Consider the following 18,388-nt stretch of genomic DNA (forward strand, 5'->3'; position numbering starts at 1 on the left):
ATGAGTGACGTGATCGAAGACTGCTGGAGCGTGCTGGCCCTGCCCCTGGGCGCTGATGAACGCAGTATCAGGCGCCAGTATGCGCGCCTGCTCAAGGTGCACCGCCCCGACGAGGACCCCGAGGCCTTCCAGCGCCTGCGCGAGGCCTATGAACAGGCGCTGGCGCGCAGCCGCTGGGCACACGAGGACGATGCAGCGCCAGCGCTGGAATCGGCCGATGTGCCAGCCCCGCAGGCCGCGGCGGTGCACGTCGACGTCGAACCCGCACCCGCCAGGGAGCAACAGGCCCGCGCGCTGCTCGAAGGGCTGGACCCTGCGCAGCTCGACAACCTGTGGCGCCAGGCCGGCGAACTGGGGTGCGAGGCGGCCTTCGAGCAGCAGTTGCTGCAGCGCAGCCTGGATGACGAAACCCTGCGCCTGCCCATCCTGCACTGGGCGGTGCCGAGGCGTGGCTGGTTCACCCCCTGGCAGGCGGTGCCGATCGGCGCGTACCAGGGCGACGAACTGCTGGGCAGCCTCTGGCAAGCCTGCCACGCGCAGTTGCAGCACTACTTGCAGGCGGGCGACGAACAGGCGTTTTTCGCCAGCCTGCAGCACTGGGGCGGGCAGGCCTGGCTGGAGCCCTTCGACCGCCGCGAGCAGTTCCAGGCCATGCTGCTGGAGCTGCTGCACGATCACCCCGGCAGCAGCACCGCGCTGTTCGAACGCGTGTGCGGCTACTTCAACTGGAGCGACGATGACGGTGGCCCCCGGCCCGCGCACCTGTGGCAGGGCCTGAACGAGCGCTGGCGTCGCGATACCTGGTTCGCCCGCCAGCAGGCCCTGGCCGAGCAGTGGCACTGGCACACCAACCCCGAGGGCAATGCGGCCTACCTGCTGCTGCGCAACCTCGAGTTCAAGCAGCAGGTGGCGCTGGCCCAGGGCTTCAGCGAGGCCGACTGGGAAGCCTGTGAGCACCTGACGCAAACCCTGCTCTACCACTACCCTGAACTGCTCGACCAGGTGCCGCACCGCGACCTGTACTTCTGGCGCAGGCTGGCGCCGCGCCCGCTGCACCCGCGCAGCTACCTGCGGGTGATGAGCTGCATGGTGCTGGTGATCGTGCTGTGGCTGGCGGGGCCGGATTTCTTCGCGCACCCCTCCAATGTACTGATTGCCGCCGTGGTGGGCTCGCTGCTGACGGTGCAACTGTCGGCGGTGTTCATGCGTTTCTGGCTGTGGACCGCGCCTAACCTGCTGGCGCTGGACCTGCGCCTGAGCGAATGGCTGATCCCGCGTCGGTTCAACCCCGATGGCGAGCGTCTGCTGCTGCGCCATGGCGTGCCGCGCCTGCTGCTGGCACTGCCGATCTACCCGATGCTGGCCGGTACCCACCCGTGGACCGGTATCGTCGCGCTGACGGGCTACTTCGCTGTCGGGCTGCTTGGCCTGTTGCCGTATCAGCCACCACAGGAAGGCGGCCCGGCGTGGCGCCAGCCGTGGGTGACGCTGCACCGGCTCTACGAATTCAACCTGGCCCAGGCCGCGGTGCTGCTGGTAACGGTGGGCGTGGTGGCGTGGTGGCAGGTTCACCCACCAGGAGTAATTTCATGAGTTTGCCTGAAGCTTTCGACACCGAGCTGTGCCTGAACGGGCCGCGCCTGCAACTGCGGCCCATGCAGGCCCGCGATGCCGAGCAGTGGCTGGGGATCATGGCCGACCCCGAGGTGATGCGTTACTGGCACCACGGGCCGTGGCAGACCCTGGACGAAGCCGAAGTGGCCTTGCTGGCCGACCGCGCCGCCTACCTGGCCGGGCGCAGCCTGAAGCTGGGTATCTACCCGCAGGGCAGCGACCTGCTGCTGGGCATGTGCCAGTTCTTCAACATCGACGCCGAGTCGCGCCGCGGCGAAATCGGCTACTGCCTGGCCAGCAGCGCCCAGGGCCAGGGCTACATGGGCGAGGCGCTGGAGCTGTTCGTCGAGTACCTTGCCATCGGCCTGAACATGCGCCGCCTCGAGGCCGAGATCGACCCGCGCAACGGTGCCTCGGCGCGCACCCTCGAACGCATGGGTTTCGAGCGTGAAGGGCTGCTGCGCGAGCGCTGGTGCATCGCCGGCGAGGTGTCGGATTCGGCGTTGTACGGGCTGCTGCTCGAATCGGCCTGAATGACTTGGACAGCGGGGCAGGCGATGGGCTATCGTCGCGCCCCGCTTCCCACCCGGCTGAATGGACTTACTGGTGCGCTTCGATTTCCGCTTGCTGAGCCTGCTGCTGTACCTCGCCTGCCTGTACCCGGAGGCCTGCGCCTGGGGGCACGATTCGGTGCTGCGCGGCATGCACGCGCTGTCGATGGGCTGGCTGGCCGGCGGCCTGTGGTTCGCCAACCCGCTGCTGCTGGGCGCCTTCGCAACCCACCGCAAAGACCCCAAAACCGCTTACCGCCTGGGCTGGTGCGCACTGCTGCTGGCGGGCTCGGCCCTGGCGCTGGGCTGGACCGACTGGTCGCCGATCCCGCCGGCGCCCCACGGCGGGCCTGACGTGCGCACCGGCTACTACCTGTGGCTGGCCTCGATGCTGGCATTCGTGATCGGCCAGCACCGCTACCGGCGCCAGCCCAGGCTTACCCAGCCAGCGCTGGGCTGGCTGCACTGGGTGCTGGTGGCGGGTATCGTGCTGACCATTCCACTGTCGTTCGTCAAGGCCACCGTCGCGCCGGCGCGACCGGTCTACATGAACCTCGGCGAGCCGCCAGCGGCCTGCGACGACTGCGAACTCGGGGTCAACTAGATGCTGGCACTGTTCAAGCGGCATTACGTGGTACTGAGCCTGGCGCTGTACCTGGGCAGCCTGTTTCTGGATGCCGTGCCGGTCAGCGAGGTGACCATGCGCGGCATGCATGTGCTGACCCTCGGCTGGCTGGGTGGCAGCGCCTGGTGGGCCAACCCGCTGCTGTGCCTGGCACTGATGCTGCGGCGCAACCGGCCGCTGCTGTCGCTGTTGGCGGCGGTCGCGGCACTGGTGCTGGCGGCGCAGTGGCTGCCAGTGATCGGCTGGGGCGACAGCGCGCTGGTGCCGCGCAAGGCCAATGGCCAGGCCAACCTGCTCGGCGCCTACTACCTGTGGTTGCTGGCGTTGGCGGCATACGTGGCCGGCCAGTTTCTCAACCGCCGGCAGGCGCCGGGCGGGCCGGGCCAGGGCTGGCTGGCCTGGGTGCTGGTGGCGGCGATCTATGCCACGGCGGCGTTCTCGTTCAGCGTGGGCAGCGGCGCCAATGTCACGCCCCCGGCCCCGGCAATACCCTCCAATTCCATCTGACCTGCGGACACTCCTGTGAAACGTCATTACCTCACGCTCAGCCTGGTGCTGTACGTGGCCTGCCTGTATTTCAATGCCTACTACACCGACAACGGTGCCCACATGAGTTCGGTATGGTTGCTGGTGTACGGGCTGTGGGGCATCCCGTTCCAGATCTATGGCTGGTTTGCCAACCCGGTCTTCGGCCTGGCGCTGCTGGCCCACCGCTGGTGGCCGCGGGTGGGGTTGGGCCTGTCGGTGCTGGCGCTGCTGCTGGGGCTGTCGTTCCTGGTGGTGAGCACGGTGCCGGATAACACGCCGCAGTCCTACGATTTCGTGCAACTCACCGCGCTGGGCGTGGGGTACTACCTGTGGATCGGCGCCTTCGTACTGATGACCCTGGGGCAAGCGCTGCACTGTCGTGACCGGCGCGAGGTGCGCCAGGTGCCGCATCTGCGCGTTGTCGACTGGCTGCTGTTGCTGGTGGTGCTGGGGGTGATCCTGTTCAATGCGTTCCCCCAGCACGGCTACGTGTTCGAGCGCACCCACCCCTGGTGAGCCCTCAACGGTTGGCGCGGGTGCCCCATTGCACCACCAGCATGCCGACGATGATCAGCGCCACCCCGGCGATGCGCAGGCCGTTGACCGGGCGCGATGGCAGGCCCATCAGCCCCCACTGGTCGATGATCAGCGACGAGAGTACCTGGCCGGCGATCACGCACACGATGAAGCCGGCCGCGCCCAGGCGCGGGGTGAGGATCAGCGCCGCGGTGATGTAGGCCACCCCGGCCACGCCACCCAACCACGCCCACCACGGCGCCTGGCCGAGGTTGGCCAGTTGCGGCAGCGGTGCGCGCATCAGCAGCAGGGCCGGCAGCACCATCAGCACGCTCACCGCCAGCGAGATCAGCGTGGCCCACAGCGGGTGCCCGAGCAGGCGCCCGAGCGCGGCGTTGGCGCCGGCCTGGAACGGCACGGCGGCACCGGCCAGCAGGGCGACAAGCAGCGGTATGGCGACAGCGAGGTTGAGGTTCATGGTGGTTTCCTTCTGGCTATGGAGGGCTTGGTACAGTCTTGGTTATCTGTTTCACTGATGGAAATTCGAATTGTGCACAGGGGCTATTCGCCACATGGATGATCTGCGCCGTATCGACCTCAACCTGCTGCTGACCCTGCATGCGCTGCTGGCCGAGCAGCACGTCTCGCGCGCGGCCTTGCGCCTGCACCGCAGCCAGCCGGCGGTGAGCCATGCGCTGGCGCAGTTGCGCGAGATCTTCCAGGACCCGCTGCTGGTGCGCCGTGCGGGCCGCCTGCAGCCCACGTTGCGTGCGCTGGAACTGGCGGCGCCGTTGCAGGATGCCCTGCAGCAACTGGATGCGCTGCTGGGCAGCCCCGGTTTCGAGCCGGCGCGGGCGCGGCGCAGCTTTCGCCTGGCGATGTCGGACTATGGCGCGCGGGTGGTGCTGCCGGGCCTGATGCGCTGCCTGCGCGAGACCGCACCGGGCATCGACCTGGTGGTCAGCCAGGGCAGCCGCGAGGCGATGCTCGGCCAGTTGCTCGATGGCGAGGTGGACCTGGCGCTGGGCGTATTCCCCACCCTGGCCGAGCCGTTGCAGGCCGCCACGCTGTTCGAGGAGGGGTTCGTGTGTGTGGCCGACCGCGCCACGCTGCCGGCCCGTGGCGGGCTGACACTGCCCGCCTGGCTGGCGCGCCCCCATGTGCTGGTGGCGATGCGGCCCGGGGCCGACAACGAGATCGACCAGGCCCTGGCGGCGCTGGGGCAGCAGCGCCGGGTGGTGCTGGCGTTGCCGCACTGGGCGGCGGCCAGCGACGTGCTGGTGGGTACCGACCTGGTGCTGACCGTGGCGCGGCGCAGCGTGCAGAACATCAAGGCGCTGCGTGGGTTGCGCTGTTTCGAGCCGCCGCTGGCGATTCGCGCGTTCGCCTTTCAGCAGGTGTGGCACGAGCGACGCAAAAAGGAAGCGGCGCACCATTGGTTGCGCGAGCAGGTCATGCGAGCCTGTGCGCCCTAGGCAGTCAGAACAGGAGAGGCAAGCCATGAGTATCAAGCGGATGATGGGGGTTGCGGTGCTGTCGCTGGCGGCAGTTGCGCCGTTGGCGCTGGCGCAGGACAAGACTTCGGCGGCCTACAAGGCCTGCATGGACACCGCGAACACCACGGTGAGTATGAACGAATGCAACAACGCCGAGAACGCCCGCCAGGACAAACGCCTGAACCAGGTCTACAAGAAGGCCATGGCCGCGTTTGGGCCGGTGCAGCAGGGCAAGCTCCGGGATGCGCAGCGGGCGTGGATCAAGTACATCGACAGCAACTGCGATTTCTACTTCACGCAGACCGGCGGCACCATGGACATCCTCAATGGCGGTGGCTGCCGCCTGCGCATGACCTCCGAACGCGCGGATGAGCTGGAGGCATTGCAGGCGCCTTGAACGCCCTTCGCCGGCAATGGCACGCGCTCGATGACAGGCGCGCGCCTTGCTGGCGAAGGCCGTGCCGCAACCCTCAGCGCAGAAACGGCAGCAGGTGCCCGACAAATGCCTCGGGCGCCTCTTCGGTCACAAAGTGCCCGCAGCCCTCGATGATCGCGCCCTGCAACGTGGCGGCGCGCCCCTCCAGGGTTACCCGCGGCGCATCATTGGTTGCCAGTTGCGCCCCGATCGCCAGCACCGGCATGCCCAGTGGCACCTGCCCGCGCTGCTGGTTCTGGCGAATCGTTTCGGGTATCGCGCGGTAGTAGGCAAACCCGCCACGCAAGCCCCCCGGCGCCGAGTACGCCTGCACATAGGTATCCACCGCCACCCGATCCAGGCGCACAGCCCATTTCTCGAACATGAACCTCAGGTACTGCGCTTCGCGCCCGGTAATCAGCGCCTCGGGCAGGTCCTGCAACTGGTTGAACATGAAGTGCCACAGGAAGATGTTCTGCTCCGGCGGCGCGAAGATCGACGGCGCCGGCGCCAGGCCCGGAATCACCGCTTCGCTCAGGCACAGCCGGTTCACCACCCCCGGAAAATCGCTGGCCAGGGCATACCCCACCCACATGCCCACATCGTGGCCCACCACGGCATAGCGTTCGTGCCCCAGTTGCCCCATCAGCGCGTGCAGGCGGGCGGCGCAGGTGCCGGTGTCGTAGCCGTCCAGCGGCTTGTCGGAAAGCCCCATGCCGGGAAGGTCCACGGCAATCGCCTGGTAACCGTTGTCGGCCAGGGCCGCCATGACGTGCCGCCAGGTGTACCAGGTCTGTGGCCAGCCGGGGATCAGCAGTACCGGTGCCCCTTCGCCCTGGGTGACGTAGTGCAGGCGCAGGCCGTGCACATGGGCGTAATGGTGAGAGTGCGTGCTCATCGTTGCAGCTCCCCGACAGGGTTGCCTTCAAGGCCGAGCATCCTGGCGATGACCGCCGGCGCCACCGGGGTACCGGCGAAGTCGTCGAACACCGTGTCGGTGACCTGGATGATGTGCCGGTTGATGAACGCCACCCCTTCACGTGCCCCATCGTGCTGGTTTTTCAGGCAGCACTCCCACTCCAGCGTGGCCCAGCCGCTGTAGTCGTATTCGGCCAGCTTGCTGAAGATGCCCTTGAAGTCGACCTGCCCGTCCCCCAGCGAACGGAAGCGTGCGGCGCGCTTGAGCCAGGGTTGATAACCGCCGAACAGGCCCTGCTTGCCGGTGGGCAGGAACTCGGCGTCCTTGACGTGGAACATGCGGATGTAGTCCCGGTAGTGGTCGATGAACGCCAGGTAGTCGAGTTGCTGCAGGATCAGGTGGCTGGGATCGAACAGCATCTTGCAGCGCGGGTGGTGGCCGACGTGTTCGAGAAACAGCTCGAAGCTTGCGCCGTCGTGCAGGTCTTCGGCGGGGTGAATTTCGAAGCACAGGTTGATGCCCTGTTCGGCGCAGGTATCGAGCACCGGCAGCCAGCGCCTGGCCAACTCGGCGAAGGCTGTTTCAACAAGGCCGTCGGGGCGTTGCGGGAAGGGAAAGACGTACGGCCATGCCAGTGCACCGGAAAAAGTCCCCATGTCGCTCAGGCCCAGGCGCCGCGACGCGATGGCCGCGCAGGTGAGCTGGTGCACCGCCCAGGCACTGCGGGCAGCCGCGTCGCCCTGCAGGTGGGCCGGTGCAAAACTGTCGCACAAGGCATCGTATGCCGGGTGTACCGCCACCAGTTGGCCAAAGAGATGCGTGGTCAGCTCGCTGATCACCAGCCCGTGTTCGGCCAGCATGGCGGTGATGTCGTCGCAGTAGGCCTGGCTGCTTGCGGCTAGCTCGACATCGAACAGACGCTTGTCCCAGGCCGGTATCTGCAACGCCTTGAAGCCCATGTGCGCAGCCCACCGGGCGATGTTTGGCAGTGAGTCGAACGGTGGCTGGTCGGCACTGAATTGCGCCAGATGCAGGCTGGGGCCTTTCAACGTGATCATGTGGAACTCCTATTGTTTGTTGATCGACAAACAATAAGGATGCAGCCTGCGCGTCGTCAAGTATTCTTTGTCTTTCGACAAACAATTACGGATAATGCCGCCTTCATTCCTGGTTGGAGAACTATCGAGATGGCAGGCCGACCACGCCAGTTCGACCGTGAAGCCGCGTTGCGCACCGCCCGGGATGTGTTCTGGGCACGCGGTTTCGAAGCCACATCCATGAGCGACCTGGTGGCTGCGCTGGGTATCGCTTCGGCGCGCATCTATGCCGCGTTCGGCTCCAAGGAGCGCTTGTTCAAGGAGGCCATCGAGCTGTATGAGCGCGAAGAGGGCGCATTTTCGACCCAGGCGCTGAGCGAGCAACCCACGGCCTACCAGGCCATCGAGCGGCTGTTGCTCGATGCCGTCGACCTGTACACCCGCCCAGCGGGTCCACTGGGCTGCATGGTGGTGTCGGCAGCCACCAACTGCTCGGCCGACAACGACGCCGTGCGTGAATGGCTGGCCGACCACCGCCGCGAAAAAACCTTGTCGATCATTCAGCGCTTGCAGCAGGCGGCCGAGGCGGGCGAGTTGAAACCCGAGGTCGATGTGCAATCGCTGGGCGATTTTTTTGCCACGCTGCTGCATGGGTTGTCAGTGCAGGCCCGCGACGGGATCGCGCGTGAGCGCCTGCTCAAGGCAGTGGCGCCGGCCATGCAGATGCTGGCCCTGGCTACCGGTGGGCATGGACCATCGGCCGCCGATCAAATACCCTGACACCGTCATTTCCCAACCCCGTACCGACCATGATTGCCCACTTCGCGATTTTTCTCTGCACCCTGGTCGCCATGGAAGGTGTCGGTTATCTGGCGCACAGGTACGTGATGCACGGCTGGGGCTGGTTTCTGCATCGCTCGCACCACGAACCGCACCTGGGCACGCTGGAAACCAACGATATCTACCTGCTGATCCTGGCCCTGGCCGCGATCACCCTGATCGTGCTGGGCAATGCCGGCCACGACCCGTTGCAGTGGGTGGGCGCCGGGGTGGCGGGGTTCGGGCTGATCTACGTGTTGGTGCACGACGGCATCGTGCACCGCCACTGGCCCGCGCGTCCCAGGCCGCGCCACCCCTATCTGCGTCGGCTGTACCACGCACACCTGATGCACCACGCGGTGAAGGGGCGCAGGCACAGCGTGTCGTTCGGCTTCCTCTACGCACCGCCCCTGCATGTGCTCAGGCAGCAGCTGCGCGAGCGCCGTGTCAGGCCGGCTCGCTCAGCGCCGGGGCCTTGCTCGGCGGCTTTATCGAGCCAATGTACACCGCCAGCACCGTCACCAGCGCCCCGGTGATCTGCATGGCCGAACTGGCCTTGTCCAGAAACGCCACGTCGATGAAGTAGGTGATCACCGGCTCCAGCAGCAGGATCAGCCCTGCCAGCCCGAGGCTGATGGCACCAATCGAGCGGTTGACCAGCAACCAGCCGACGAACTGCACCAGCACGCCATAGATCACCAGCATGTAGAAGGTCTGCTGGTCGGCGATGGCCAGGCTCTCGCCCCGCAACAGCGCGTACCCCAGCATCACCCCGGCCGCCCACAGGCTCAGGTGCAGCATCTGCGCGATCTTGTCGCCGCCGCCCTGGGGCAGTTGGGTGGTGACTTTCAGGTAGTACACGCACACGGCATAGGCCAGCCCCGACAGCACGCCATAGACCACGCCCTGGATACCCAGCGCGCTGCCCATCTCCGGCAGCAGCAACAGGTACAGGCCGACGAAGGCCAGGCTGATGGAGGCGACGAAATACAGCGACGGTTTCTCTTTGAGCAGGCACAGCCCGAGCAAGGTCATGAAGAACACCTGGCAGTTGGTCAGGATCGAGCCGATGCCCGGCCCGACGATGTAGATGCTGTGGTGCCACAGGATCAGGTCGATGGCCAGGAACACGCCGGCCAGGGCGGTGTAGCGTCGAGCCCTGGGGTGGGCCAGGCGAGCAGGTTGGCTTCTCACCCGCAGCAGCAGGTAGAACAGCACCGAGGCGATCAGCATCCGGTAGAAACCCGCGCCCCCGGCGCCGATATGGGCGAAGGCCACCGCCAGCGCCGACAGGCTGAGCATCAGCCCGCCCAGTGTCAGCTCGACGATGGCCCGGTTGCTGGAGAGGGTGACCCCGTTGGATGACTGCATGGTTTTCTCTGGTCTGTTGCGAAGAAGTCGGGCAAATTTATCCACCCGCCCTGCGCGCGTATTGCACAAAACTGGACAGGCCATGGAGCAACAGGACTTCTCGCGCTTCTGGCGCGTCCCCGAAGGGGGCTGTGAATTGCTGGCGGCGCGCTACAGCGCACGGGCCTTCGGCCGCCATTCCCATGAGCGCTACGCGGTGGGGGTGATCGGCGCGGGCGTGGAGAAGCTCTTCTACCGTGGCACCCAGCACCTGGGCACCGCCGGCAGCATCGTCACCCTGACCCCGGGCGAGATGCACGACGGCGTGCCGGGCAGCGCCGAGGGTTGGAGCTACCGCATGCTCTACCTTGACCCGCAGTGGCTCAACCGTGCGGTGTTCGAAGGGCGTTTCGGTGACGGGCATATCCACCTGTTCCAGCAGGCGCTGACCCACGACATGGGCTTTGCCCAGGCCTTCCTGCACCAGCATCAGGTGATCGAGCAGTCGTGTTCGAGCCTTGAGCGCGAGAGCGTGCTGCTGCACCTGGTCAGCCAGCTGTTCGAGCGGTGCGGCGGGCCGCAGCCCCGGGCGGTGGCCGACGAACGCGAAGTGGTGCGACGGGTGCGGCAGATGCTCGACGAGCAGTACGCGCAGAACATCGCGCTGAACGACCTGGCGCAGTGGGTGGGGCTCGATCCGCTGTACCTGATACGGGTGTTCAAGAAGAGCGTGGGCGTATCGCCGCACAGCTATCAGATCCAGACGCGGGTGGCGCGGGTGCAGCAGTTGCTGCGCAGTGGCGTGGGCATCGCCGAGGCGTCGCTGCGTTGCGGGTTCTTCGACCAGAGCCACATGACCCGGGCCTTCAAGAAAGTGGTCGGTATCACCCCGGGCTGCTTCCAGCGCGGCTGACTCGTGCAGGAGCCGGCGTGCAGGAGCCGGCCTTGCCGGCGAGGCGCCTGGCCCCGACAATGTGTTCCCGATGGATGCTCCACCAAGGAAGGACTTCACCGTGCACCGTATCGCCACGCTGTTGTGCTTGCTGCTCACCCTGGGCGGCTGTACCGAATACAAATGGGGTCATGACTGGAAGCCCGACCGCCTGGGCGGCTGGCAGGACCACACCGATCCCAAGCTGCGCTACGGCGCGTCGCTGGGCGCCACCTGCAACGCCAGCCCGTTGTGGCTCAAGGTGGTGAATCACGGTCAGTCGACCTACCAGTCGCTGTTGTTCATTCCGTTGTTCCCTGACCGCACAGGCGGCGAGTACCCCCTGTGGATAACCGTCAACCATCCGGCCCTCAAGGCGTGCAGCTCATCGGCACCGAGCCCGCTGCGGGTGAAGATGGGCGATCAGGTGGTACAGGGCCTGCGCTTTCCCGAGCGGGCGCAGGAGGACGGCACCTGCGTGATCGAATTCGATGACGATCGCTACGCGGCCGATGAGATGTCGATCGAGATCGACCCGGCGGTGCTGCCTTGCACGATCGCCCCCGTGACCCTGAAAAAGGACCGCTACTTCTGCATTCGCAACATGCGCTGGGGCGGCTCGCCCAGTTGCCGCGAGTAGGGCACGGCTTGCAAATCCCAGGGCGAGGGATAAGAATGCGAACAATTACCATTAGTGTGCCCCTCGCATGTCCAACCCGCGCCCGTCCGCCCAGCACCCGTTGCACCTGCTGTACGCCGAACACCATCACTGGTTGCGCGGCTGGCTGGCCCGTCGGCTCAATTCCCACGCCGATGCCGCGGACCTCACCCACGACACCTTCCTGCGTACCCTGACTTCGCCGCACCTGGGTCAGCTGGACGAACCGCGGGCGTTCCTGTGCATGGTCGCCAAGCGGGTGCTGTACACCTTCTGGCGTCGCGGCGAACTGGAGCGCGCCTACCTTGAAGCGCTGGCCAACCTGCCCGAGCCGGTGGCGCCGTGCGAGGAAACCCTGGCGGTGCTGCGCGAGGCGCTGGAGGCGGTGGATGCCTTGCTGGCCGGGTTGCCGGCCAAGGTGCGCCATGCCTTTCTGCTCAACCGCCTGGAGGGCCTGACCCACCAGCAGATCGCCGACCAGATGCAGGTGTCGTTGAGCAGCGTCGAGCGCTGGGTGCGGCGCGCCGTGACCCATTGCTACCTGGCGCAACTGGGCGCGGGCACGTGAGCGGCCGCAGCCTGGCAGCGCTGACCCCGGCGGTGCGCGAAGCCATCGAATGGAGCGTGCGCCTGGGCTCGGGGGCGGCGACGGCAGCCGACCGCGACGCCTTCGAGCAGTGGCAGGCGCTGGACGCAAGCCATCGCCAGGCCTGGCAGGCGGTTACCCAGGCCACCCACACACCCTTGAACCCCTTGCTGGAAGTGCCCGGCAGCGCCAGTGCGGCCACCCGCGCCCTGCGCAGCAGCGGGTTGTCGCTGCAGCGGCGCCGGTTGCTGCGCGGCGGCAGCGCCTTGCTGCTGATGCTGGGCCTGCCGGCGTTGTTGACGGTGCAACGGCGCATGCCACTGGACGCCGTGTTCAGCGACCACTACAGCGGCACCGGCGAGCGCAGGCGCATTCAACTGGCCGACGGCAGCGTGCTGCTGCTCAATGCGCGCACCACCGTGGAGGTGGCGTTCAGTGCCGAAGCCCGGGTGATCCATCTGCGCCACGGCGAGCTGAACATCCAGGTGGCCCGCGACCCGCACCGCCCCCTCGAGGTGGTTACTGCACAAGGCCGGGTGCGGGCCCTGGGCACGCGCTTCAGTGTCGCCACGCTGGATCAGCGCAGTGCCGTCAGCGTGCAGCAGCACAGCGTGCAGGTGCGCAATCGCGCCGGGCAGAGCATCGTGGTGGACAGCGGGCAGACCCTGCGCTTTGCCGACGATGCACTCTCGCCCCTGGGCAATGAGCAAGGCCGCCTGGATGCCTGGATGGAAGGTCGCCTGGAGGTGGACGACATATCGCTGGGCAGCGTGATCGATGCCTTGCGCCCTTACCGCTACGGCGTGCTGCGGGTTTCCCCGGCGGCGGCGCAACTGCGCGTGTTCGGGGTGTTCCCGCTGGACGACAGCGACCGCGCCCTGCAATCGCTGGCGCAGGTGCTGCCGATCAGTGTCGAGGCGTTCGGGCCGATCACCCTGATCGACCTGCGCTGAAAAAACATTCCGCCAGGGTGAAGGCTTTTTTCGGCTCGCTGGACATAGCAGGAAACGCCCATTCACTTCCTGCGAGGAAAGCCCTTCACATGCGTCCCCAACTCCTGAGCCCCGCGCGCCTGGCACTGGCTGTCGCGGTTGCCGTTTCTGCCTGCTCCCTCGACCTGAACCGCGCCTGGGCGGACCCAGCCATGCAGCGCTATGCGTTGCCGGCGCAACCACTGGACCAGGCCCTGCGCCAGATCGCCCGGCAAAGCGCCAGCACCCTGGTGGTGGACCCGGCGCTGCTGCGCGGGCGCCAGAGCGCGGCGGTGAACGGGCAACTGAGCGCCGAGGCAGCGGTGCGCCAGGCAGTGGCGGGCAGCGGCCTGCAACTGCGCGTGACCGACAACGGCACCCTGACCCTGGAGAAGGCCGACAGCAGTGATGCGCTGCAACTGGGTGCCACCAGCATCACCGGCAGTGCGCTGGGCGAGGTCACGGAAAACACTGGCTCCTACACCACCGCCAGCATGGCCACGGCCACCAAGTTCAAGGCCTCGGCCCGGGAAACCCCGCAGTCGGTGACCGTGGTCACCCGCCAGCGCATGGACGACCAGAACATGCAGACCCTGGACGACATCGCCAGTTACACGCCGGGGCTGACCCTGCGCAAGACCGGCGGCGAGCGCCCGCAGTTCTACTCGCGCGGTGCGGCCATCGACAACATCATGGTCGACGGCCTGCCCATCGCCTACGACAGCGACACCCTGGGCACCGCGACCCTGGCGATGTTCGACCGGGTGGAGGTGGTACGCGGGGCTTCCGGCCTGATGGTGGGCTCGGGCAACCCGTCGGGTACCCTCAATCTGGTGCGCAAGCGCCCCACGCTGGCGCCGCAGATCACCCTCACGGCGGCAGCCGGCAGCTGGGACAATTACCGTACCGAAATCGACGCCAGCAGCAGCCTCAATGATGCCGGTACCGTACGCGGGCGAGTGGTGGGCAGCTACCAGGACAAGAACAGCTTTACCGATGCCTACAGCAACCAGCGCCAGTTGCTGTACGGGATCACTGAATTCGACCTGTCGGACGCCACCACGCTGACCCTGGGCGGCTACTACAACCGCGAGGACAACCCCGGCGCGGACTGGAACGGCAGCCCGACCCATGCCGATGGCAGCTTCCTCGACATTTCCCGCTCGTCGCGCTTCAGCCCCGACTGGACCTACTGGGACAAGACCAACAAGAGCGTGTTCGCCGAGGTGGAACATCGCCTGGACAACGACTGGCGCCTGCGCCTGAGCGCCAGCTGGCTGAAGGCCAACCTGGAGATGCTGGGCAGCAGCTACTACCGGCTCGACCCGACCGCCGACGAGCTGCAACTGAATGTGGGGCGCTACTCCTACGAACATACGCAGAAGAGTATCGATGGTTATGCCAGCGGGCCGTTCAGCTTGTTCGGGCGTACCCATGAACTGGTGGTGGGGGCGAGCTACCGCCGCGACGATACCGACGACGGCCCTGGCGGCGGCCCGGATGCGAGCTTCAACTATGTCGTGGACCCCAACAACTTCCACTACAAGGACGTGCCCCGGCCGGCCATCGACTACAACTGGTCGCGCAAGGGCAAGGTGGATCAGTCCAGTGCCTACACCGCCGTGCGTTTCAACCTGCGCGATGACCTGAAGCTGATCCTCGGCTCGCGCCTGGACTGGTATGAGTACCAGCAGCACACCGAGGTCGGGGCCTACGCCTTCGGCGCCGACTACAAGGCCACCCGCGAGGTCACCCCGTATGCGGGGCTGATCTATGACCTGAACGACACCTACTCGGTCTACACCAGCTGGACGCGCATCTTCAAGCCGCAGGAGTACCAGAACAGCAGCGGTGGCCTGCTGGCGCCGGTAACCGGCACCAACTACGAGGCCGGGCTCAAGGCCGAGTACTTCGGTGGTGCGTTGAACGCCAGTTTCGCGCTGTTCCAGCTCGACCAGGAGAACCTGGCCAAGTCGTTGCCGGCAGGTGATTGCCCGACCATGGATGCCTGCTACGAGGCGGCCGGCGAAATTCGTACCCGCGGCCTGGAACTGGAGCTGGGCGGCGAACTGGCGCCGGGTTGGCAGGCGTCGGCCGGCTATACCTATGCGGCGGCCGAGTATGTGAAGGCCACCGGCTCGGCGCAGAAGGGTGACCGCTTCGACAGTGATTCGCCGTACAACCTGTTCAAGCTGGCGACCAGCTACCAGTTGCCGGGCGACCTCGATCAATGGAGCGTGGGCGGGGCCTTTCGCACCCAGAGCCGCACCTATACCAGCTACAGCGTGAAGCAGGGCGGGTACAGCGTGGTCGACCTGATGGCCCAGTACCGCGTGACGCCGGCGGCGACGTTGCAGACCAACCTCAACAACGTGGCGGACAAGCGTTACTACCAGAGCATCAGCAACCCGGCCGGGGCCAACATCTTCGGCGAGCCGCGCAATGTGATGTTCACCGTGAAGTGGTCGTTGTGAAGTCGCTGAAGGCGCGGAACAGGCGGGTGCCCACGTAGCTGCGCAGGTGCGGGTGGCGGCTGCGGTGGTAGCAATCCCAGTAGCTGACCATGCGTGCGCGGGTCAGGCTGAAGTAGGCGGGGTTGTCGTTGAAGAAGCGGCCGTAGGCGCTGGCGTCCAGGGTCGGCAGGTTGGCCTCGCACAGCGCCAGCAGCTCGATCACGTATTCGCCGGTGAGCTGGAACACGAACGGGATGACCCACGTCTCTGGTGCCCGAATGATCTGCTGCAGGTAACGCTCGCGCACGTGGCCGTCGGGGTGGCGGGTGAGCAGGCAGGCGTGGATCAGTGACCGGGCTGTATCGGCAGCCGGCAGGTGAAGGCGGTAGGGCAGGGTCAGGGGTTCGCCGTCGAGGGTGACGGCGATGCCCTGGTCACCGTTGGGCAGGTCGAGTTGCCGGGCCAGGTCCTGGACTTCGCGGGCCAGGTGGTGGGGGAAGGCGGCGGTGAGGGTGGTGGGCATGCACTGCTCCGGATTGTTGGGGTATGTGCTGGCGTCATCGCGGGTCAAGCCCGCTCCCACAAGGAACTGCGCCGAACCTGTGGGAGCGGGCTCGACCCGCGATGGGCGGCGCCGCTGCCCGCTTCAGCGCTGCGTCGCCCAGTACCCCTGCAACGCCCGCGCCGCCGGCTCGATGGCGGCCACGCGCTGGCGATGCAGCGCCACATCCAGGTCGGCGGGCAGTTCGAAGTTGTCCTGTGCGGCACAGGTCTCGATCACATCCAGTGCCACCTGCTGCGCCGCCGGCAAGGCCGGCCAGTTGGCCAGGCCTGCACCGCGCAGGTAGCCAAAGCACCACTCTTCGGCCAGCGTCAGCGGCTGGCCGTTGTGCTCGGTCTCCTCGAAGCGCGGCGAGAAACGCTGGGCCAGGTTGTTCGCGTGCAGGGTCACCAGCTCGACGAAGCGCTGGCAGTCTGCAGCGCTTTCCCATTCCGGCTGGCGGCCACCGAAGATCCCCGGGAACCATTCGTCGATAGCCACAGGCGCCGGGCCGGACACCAGCGCGGTGAGGTAGCCGTCCAGTTCCGAGGCGTTGAGCACCGAATGGTCATCGCCATACTGCAGCAGGATGTCTTCGATGAACTCGAAGTCGGTGTCGTTGAGCGTCTGCATGAAAAAGGTCCTTCACATAGCGGTGGGCGCAGCCAGGCTGCGCGTCAAAGGCGAGAAGGATGGCGCTTTCGCCGGTTTTTATCCAGCGTGCTGATCAGCGCTCAGAAGCGCTCGTCGAGCAGGGCCGGCAAGGTCAGCTCCTTGACGTAGCTGGCCGACGACAGGCTCAGTGCCATGCGCACCACCTGCACCACGTCGTGCACGGGGATCAGCTGGCCTTCGCCGCGTTGCTCGGCCACGTCGCGGGGCGTGCTGAGCGGGTCTTCGGTGTTGAGGTAACCCAGGTTCAGGCAGGTCACGGCCAGGCGCTGCTCGCGGTAGCCTTCGCGCAGCGCATCGGCGATGCCACGCAGGGCGAACTTGGAGGCGCCGAAGGCCACCTCGGGGCGCCCGCTCTGGGGCAGGCCGGAGGTGGAACCGGTGAGGATGATGCGCGGGGTGGCGCTGCGCAGCAGGGTGGGCAGCAGGCGCTTGATCAGCAGCAGGGTGGCGGTGATGTTGCAACTGACGATGGCCTGTACCTGCGCGTCGCTGTCGCCGAGAAAGTCGTAGGCCGGGTCGAAGGCCAGCTCTTCCCAGATGCCGAGGTTGTAGATCAGCGTGTCGAGGCCGTGCTCTGCCACAGCCTGGGCGATGGCGTGCGCGGCGCTGGCCGGCTCGGCCAGGTTGGCTTCGACCCAGTTCAACTGCACGCCGGCCTTGGCGGCGATGCCGTCGGGGCGCGTGCGCGACACGCCGACCAGCGTGTCGCCCGCCTCGCCGAGGCCTTCGATCAGGGCCTTGCCCAGCCCTTTGCTGGCACCGACTACCAGGGTTTTCATGGGGTGATTTCCTTGTCTGCACGGGGAGAGAGCGCGGATGCAAACAGAGGGCGAGGGGAATGGCAAATGGCCGGATGTATCCAGATGTGAATCTACTTGAGCGCTTAGCCTGTAGCAGCCGGCTGCCGGCGATGGGCTGCGCAGCAGCCGCGAAACTCGCCATAATGCGCCCCCCGCCAAGGAGAACGCTGTGAACAACCCCGTACAAGGAAGTCCCGTGACCACCCCTTACATCGCCAGCACCGCCGGCAAGCGCATCGGCCTCGCGCTGCTGGGTCTGCTGCTGTACTTCACCGCGCAGTTCGCCGGCGCCTTTCTGTTCGGCAGTGGCCTGGACTTCACCCTGGCTTTGTTCGGCGCCCACCTGGTGGCGTGTGCAGCCATCGGCGGGCTGTACCTGTTGCTGCGGCGCAACCCGCTGGCCGGGCATGCCTTCAGGGGGGCCAACTTCAGCTACAAGGCCCTCTGGCTTGGCCTGACCAGCGTGGTGGTGGTCTACCTGCTGGCCTACAACTACGCCGCCCTGGTCGACCAGCCCGCCGAGCCGTTCATGCTGCAGTTCATGACCCTGCTCGGTGCCGGTTCGCTGGCCGATCGCGTGCTGCTGACCAGCATGGTCATCGTGCTCGCCCCCCTGGGCGAAGAGCTGGCATTCCGGCATTTTCTGCTCAACCTGTTCCCGTTCCGCAAGCCGCTGTGGGCGGTGGTGGCGATCGTGGTCAGCGCCCTGGCGTTTGCCGCCATCCACCTGCAGTACACCTTCAGGTCGACCGTGGTGCTGTTGTTCATCCTCGCCCTGATGCTGGCCTATGCGCGGATCAGGACCGGCGGCCTGCTGGTGCCCATGGCGATGCATGCCTGCGCCTCGACCCTGGCGCTTGCGATGTACCCGCTGTTCTATCCGTGAGCCCGCACGGTGGCTGG

The 18,388-nt window shown here is 66.6% G+C and carries 22 protein-coding genes; 15 read left to right on the forward strand and 7 right to left on the reverse strand.

Annotated features, from left to right (window positions below; genetic code table 11):
- The 5 genes from KH389_RS04390 to KH389_RS04410 all read left to right on the forward strand — a co-directional run bounded on the left by KH389_RS04390 (position 1) and on the right by KH389_RS04410 (position 3,834).
- Complete coding sequence (locus KH389_RS04390) at positions 1–1,593, forward strand: J domain-containing protein (RefSeq protein WP_213606948.1); 1,593 nt, start codon at positions 1–3, stop codon at positions 1,591–1,593.
- Positions 1,590–2,147, forward strand: a complete 558-nt coding sequence (locus tag KH389_RS04395; protein WP_100633006.1) for a GNAT family N-acetyltransferase — start codon at positions 1,590–1,592, stop codon at positions 2,145–2,147. Before KH389_RS04390 ends, KH389_RS04395 begins: the two co-directional genes overlap by 4 nt.
- Before the next feature lie 73 nt (positions 2,148–2,220).
- Positions 2,221–2,769, forward strand: coding sequence for a hypothetical protein (locus tag KH389_RS04400; RefSeq protein WP_054916297.1), 549 nt, complete (start codon positions 2,221–2,223; stop codon positions 2,767–2,769).
- Positions 2,770–3,297, forward strand: coding sequence for a hypothetical protein (locus tag KH389_RS04405; protein ID WP_078479916.1), 528 nt, complete (start codon positions 2,770–2,772; stop codon positions 3,295–3,297). It begins immediately after the preceding gene.
- A gap of 15 nt (positions 3,298–3,312) precedes the next feature.
- Entirely contained in the window at positions 3,313–3,834 is a 522-nt protein-coding gene (locus KH389_RS04410; protein WP_213606950.1) for a hypothetical protein, read from the forward strand.
- A gap of 4 nt (positions 3,835–3,838) precedes the next feature.
- Here the strand turns inward: KH389_RS04410 and KH389_RS04415 are convergent, their stop codons facing one another.
- Complete coding sequence (locus KH389_RS04415; protein WP_054916300.1) at positions 3,839–4,312, reverse strand: DMT family transporter; 474 nt, start codon at positions 4,310–4,312, stop codon at positions 3,839–3,841.
- A gap of 94 nt (positions 4,313–4,406) precedes the next feature.
- Between KH389_RS04415 and KH389_RS04420 the strand changes: the two genes are divergently transcribed.
- Positions 4,407–5,309, forward strand: coding sequence for a LysR family transcriptional regulator (locus KH389_RS04420; protein ID WP_100633007.1), 903 nt, complete (start codon positions 4,407–4,409; stop codon positions 5,307–5,309).
- A 25-nt stretch (positions 5,310–5,334) separates the two neighbouring features.
- Positions 5,335–5,727: a lysozyme inhibitor LprI family protein gene (locus KH389_RS04425; RefSeq protein ID WP_213606952.1), complete on the forward strand. Its 393-nt coding sequence runs from the start codon at positions 5,335–5,337 to the stop codon at positions 5,725–5,727.
- A 73-nt stretch (positions 5,728–5,800) separates the two neighbouring features.
- Here the strand turns inward: KH389_RS04425 and KH389_RS04430 are convergent, their stop codons facing one another.
- On the reverse strand, positions 5,801–6,643 hold the full coding sequence (locus KH389_RS04430) for an alpha/beta fold hydrolase (protein WP_123752905.1): 843 nt from the start codon (positions 6,641–6,643) through the stop codon (positions 5,801–5,803).
- Positions 6,640–7,722 carry a sugar phosphate isomerase/epimerase family protein gene (locus KH389_RS04435; protein WP_078479921.1) on the reverse strand — a complete coding sequence of 361 codons (1,083 nt, stop codon included), beginning with the start codon at positions 7,720–7,722 and terminating at the stop codon, positions 6,640–6,642. The genes KH389_RS04430 and KH389_RS04435 overlap by 4 nt, the downstream gene beginning before the upstream one ends.
- 129 nt (positions 7,723–7,851) lie before the next feature.
- Here KH389_RS04435 and KH389_RS04440 point away from each other — a divergent pair, with 129 nt between their 5' ends.
- A complete protein-coding gene (locus tag KH389_RS04440; RefSeq protein WP_043864423.1) occupies positions 7,852–8,481 on the forward strand; it encodes a TetR/AcrR family transcriptional regulator in 630 nt (209 codons plus the stop codon).
- Positions 8,482–8,510: 29 nt separating this feature from the next.
- A complete protein-coding gene (locus tag KH389_RS04445; RefSeq protein WP_054916305.1) occupies positions 8,511–9,056 on the forward strand; it encodes a sterol desaturase family protein in 546 nt (181 codons plus the stop codon).
- Here KH389_RS04445 and KH389_RS04450 read toward each other — a convergent pair.
- Positions 8,968–9,891, reverse strand: a complete 924-nt coding sequence (locus tag KH389_RS04450; RefSeq protein WP_213606954.1) for a DMT family transporter — start codon at positions 9,889–9,891, stop codon at positions 8,968–8,970. The genes KH389_RS04445 and KH389_RS04450 overlap by 89 nt on opposite strands.
- 82 nt (positions 9,892–9,973) lie before the next feature.
- Between KH389_RS04450 and KH389_RS04455 the strand changes: the two genes are divergently transcribed.
- From KH389_RS04455 to KH389_RS04475, 5 genes are all read left to right on the forward strand, one after another.
- Complete coding sequence (locus KH389_RS04455; RefSeq protein WP_058541391.1) at positions 9,974–10,783, forward strand: AraC family transcriptional regulator; 810 nt, start codon at positions 9,974–9,976, stop codon at positions 10,781–10,783.
- 70 nt (positions 10,784–10,853) lie between these two features.
- Positions 10,854–11,441 (forward strand): hypothetical protein, encoded by a 588-nt coding sequence (locus KH389_RS04460; RefSeq protein ID WP_043864427.1) that lies wholly within the window; start codon positions 10,854–10,856, stop codon positions 11,439–11,441.
- Between the two features lie 67 nt (positions 11,442–11,508).
- Entirely contained in the window at positions 11,509–12,027 is a 519-nt protein-coding gene (locus KH389_RS04465; RefSeq protein WP_043864428.1) for a sigma-70 family RNA polymerase sigma factor, read from the forward strand.
- Positions 12,024–12,998 carry a FecR domain-containing protein gene (locus KH389_RS04470; protein ID WP_213606955.1) on the forward strand — a complete coding sequence of 325 codons (975 nt, stop codon included), beginning with the start codon at positions 12,024–12,026 and terminating at the stop codon, positions 12,996–12,998. Before KH389_RS04465 ends, KH389_RS04470 begins: the two co-directional genes overlap by 4 nt.
- An 89-nt stretch (positions 12,999–13,087) precedes the next feature.
- Entirely contained in the window at positions 13,088–15,490 is a 2,403-nt protein-coding gene (locus tag KH389_RS04475) for a TonB-dependent siderophore receptor (RefSeq protein ID WP_213606956.1), read from the forward strand.
- Here KH389_RS04475 and KH389_RS04480 read toward each other — a convergent pair.
- The 3 genes from KH389_RS04480 to KH389_RS04490 all read right to left on the reverse strand — a co-directional run bounded on the left by KH389_RS04480 (position 15,468) and on the right by KH389_RS04490 (position 17,464).
- Positions 15,468–15,992: a hypothetical protein gene (locus KH389_RS04480; RefSeq protein ID WP_213606957.1), complete on the reverse strand. Its 525-nt coding sequence runs from the start codon at positions 15,990–15,992 to the stop codon at positions 15,468–15,470. The two genes, KH389_RS04475 and KH389_RS04480, sit on opposite strands and share 23 nt — an antisense overlap.
- A gap of 123 nt (positions 15,993–16,115) precedes the next feature.
- Positions 16,116–16,643 (reverse strand): UPF0149 family protein, encoded by a 528-nt coding sequence (locus KH389_RS04485; RefSeq protein ID WP_213606958.1) that lies wholly within the window; start codon positions 16,641–16,643, stop codon positions 16,116–16,118.
- 101 nt (positions 16,644–16,744) lie between these two features.
- Positions 16,745–17,464 carry an SDR family oxidoreductase gene (locus KH389_RS04490; RefSeq protein ID WP_043864432.1) on the reverse strand — a complete coding sequence of 240 codons (720 nt, stop codon included), beginning with the start codon at positions 17,462–17,464 and terminating at the stop codon, positions 16,745–16,747.
- Between the two features lie 217 nt (positions 17,465–17,681).
- On the opposite strand from KH389_RS04490, the gene KH389_RS04495 reads away from it, so the two are divergent.
- Positions 17,682–18,371, forward strand: a complete 690-nt coding sequence (locus KH389_RS04495; RefSeq protein WP_052504326.1) for a CPBP family intramembrane glutamic endopeptidase — start codon at positions 17,682–17,684, stop codon at positions 18,369–18,371.
- Positions 18,372–18,388 lie beyond the last annotated feature (17 nt).

This window comes from Pseudomonas qingdaonensis (assembly GCF_018398475.1).
GTDB lineage: Bacteria > Pseudomonadota > Gammaproteobacteria > Pseudomonadales > Pseudomonadaceae > Aquipseudomonas > Aquipseudomonas palmensis.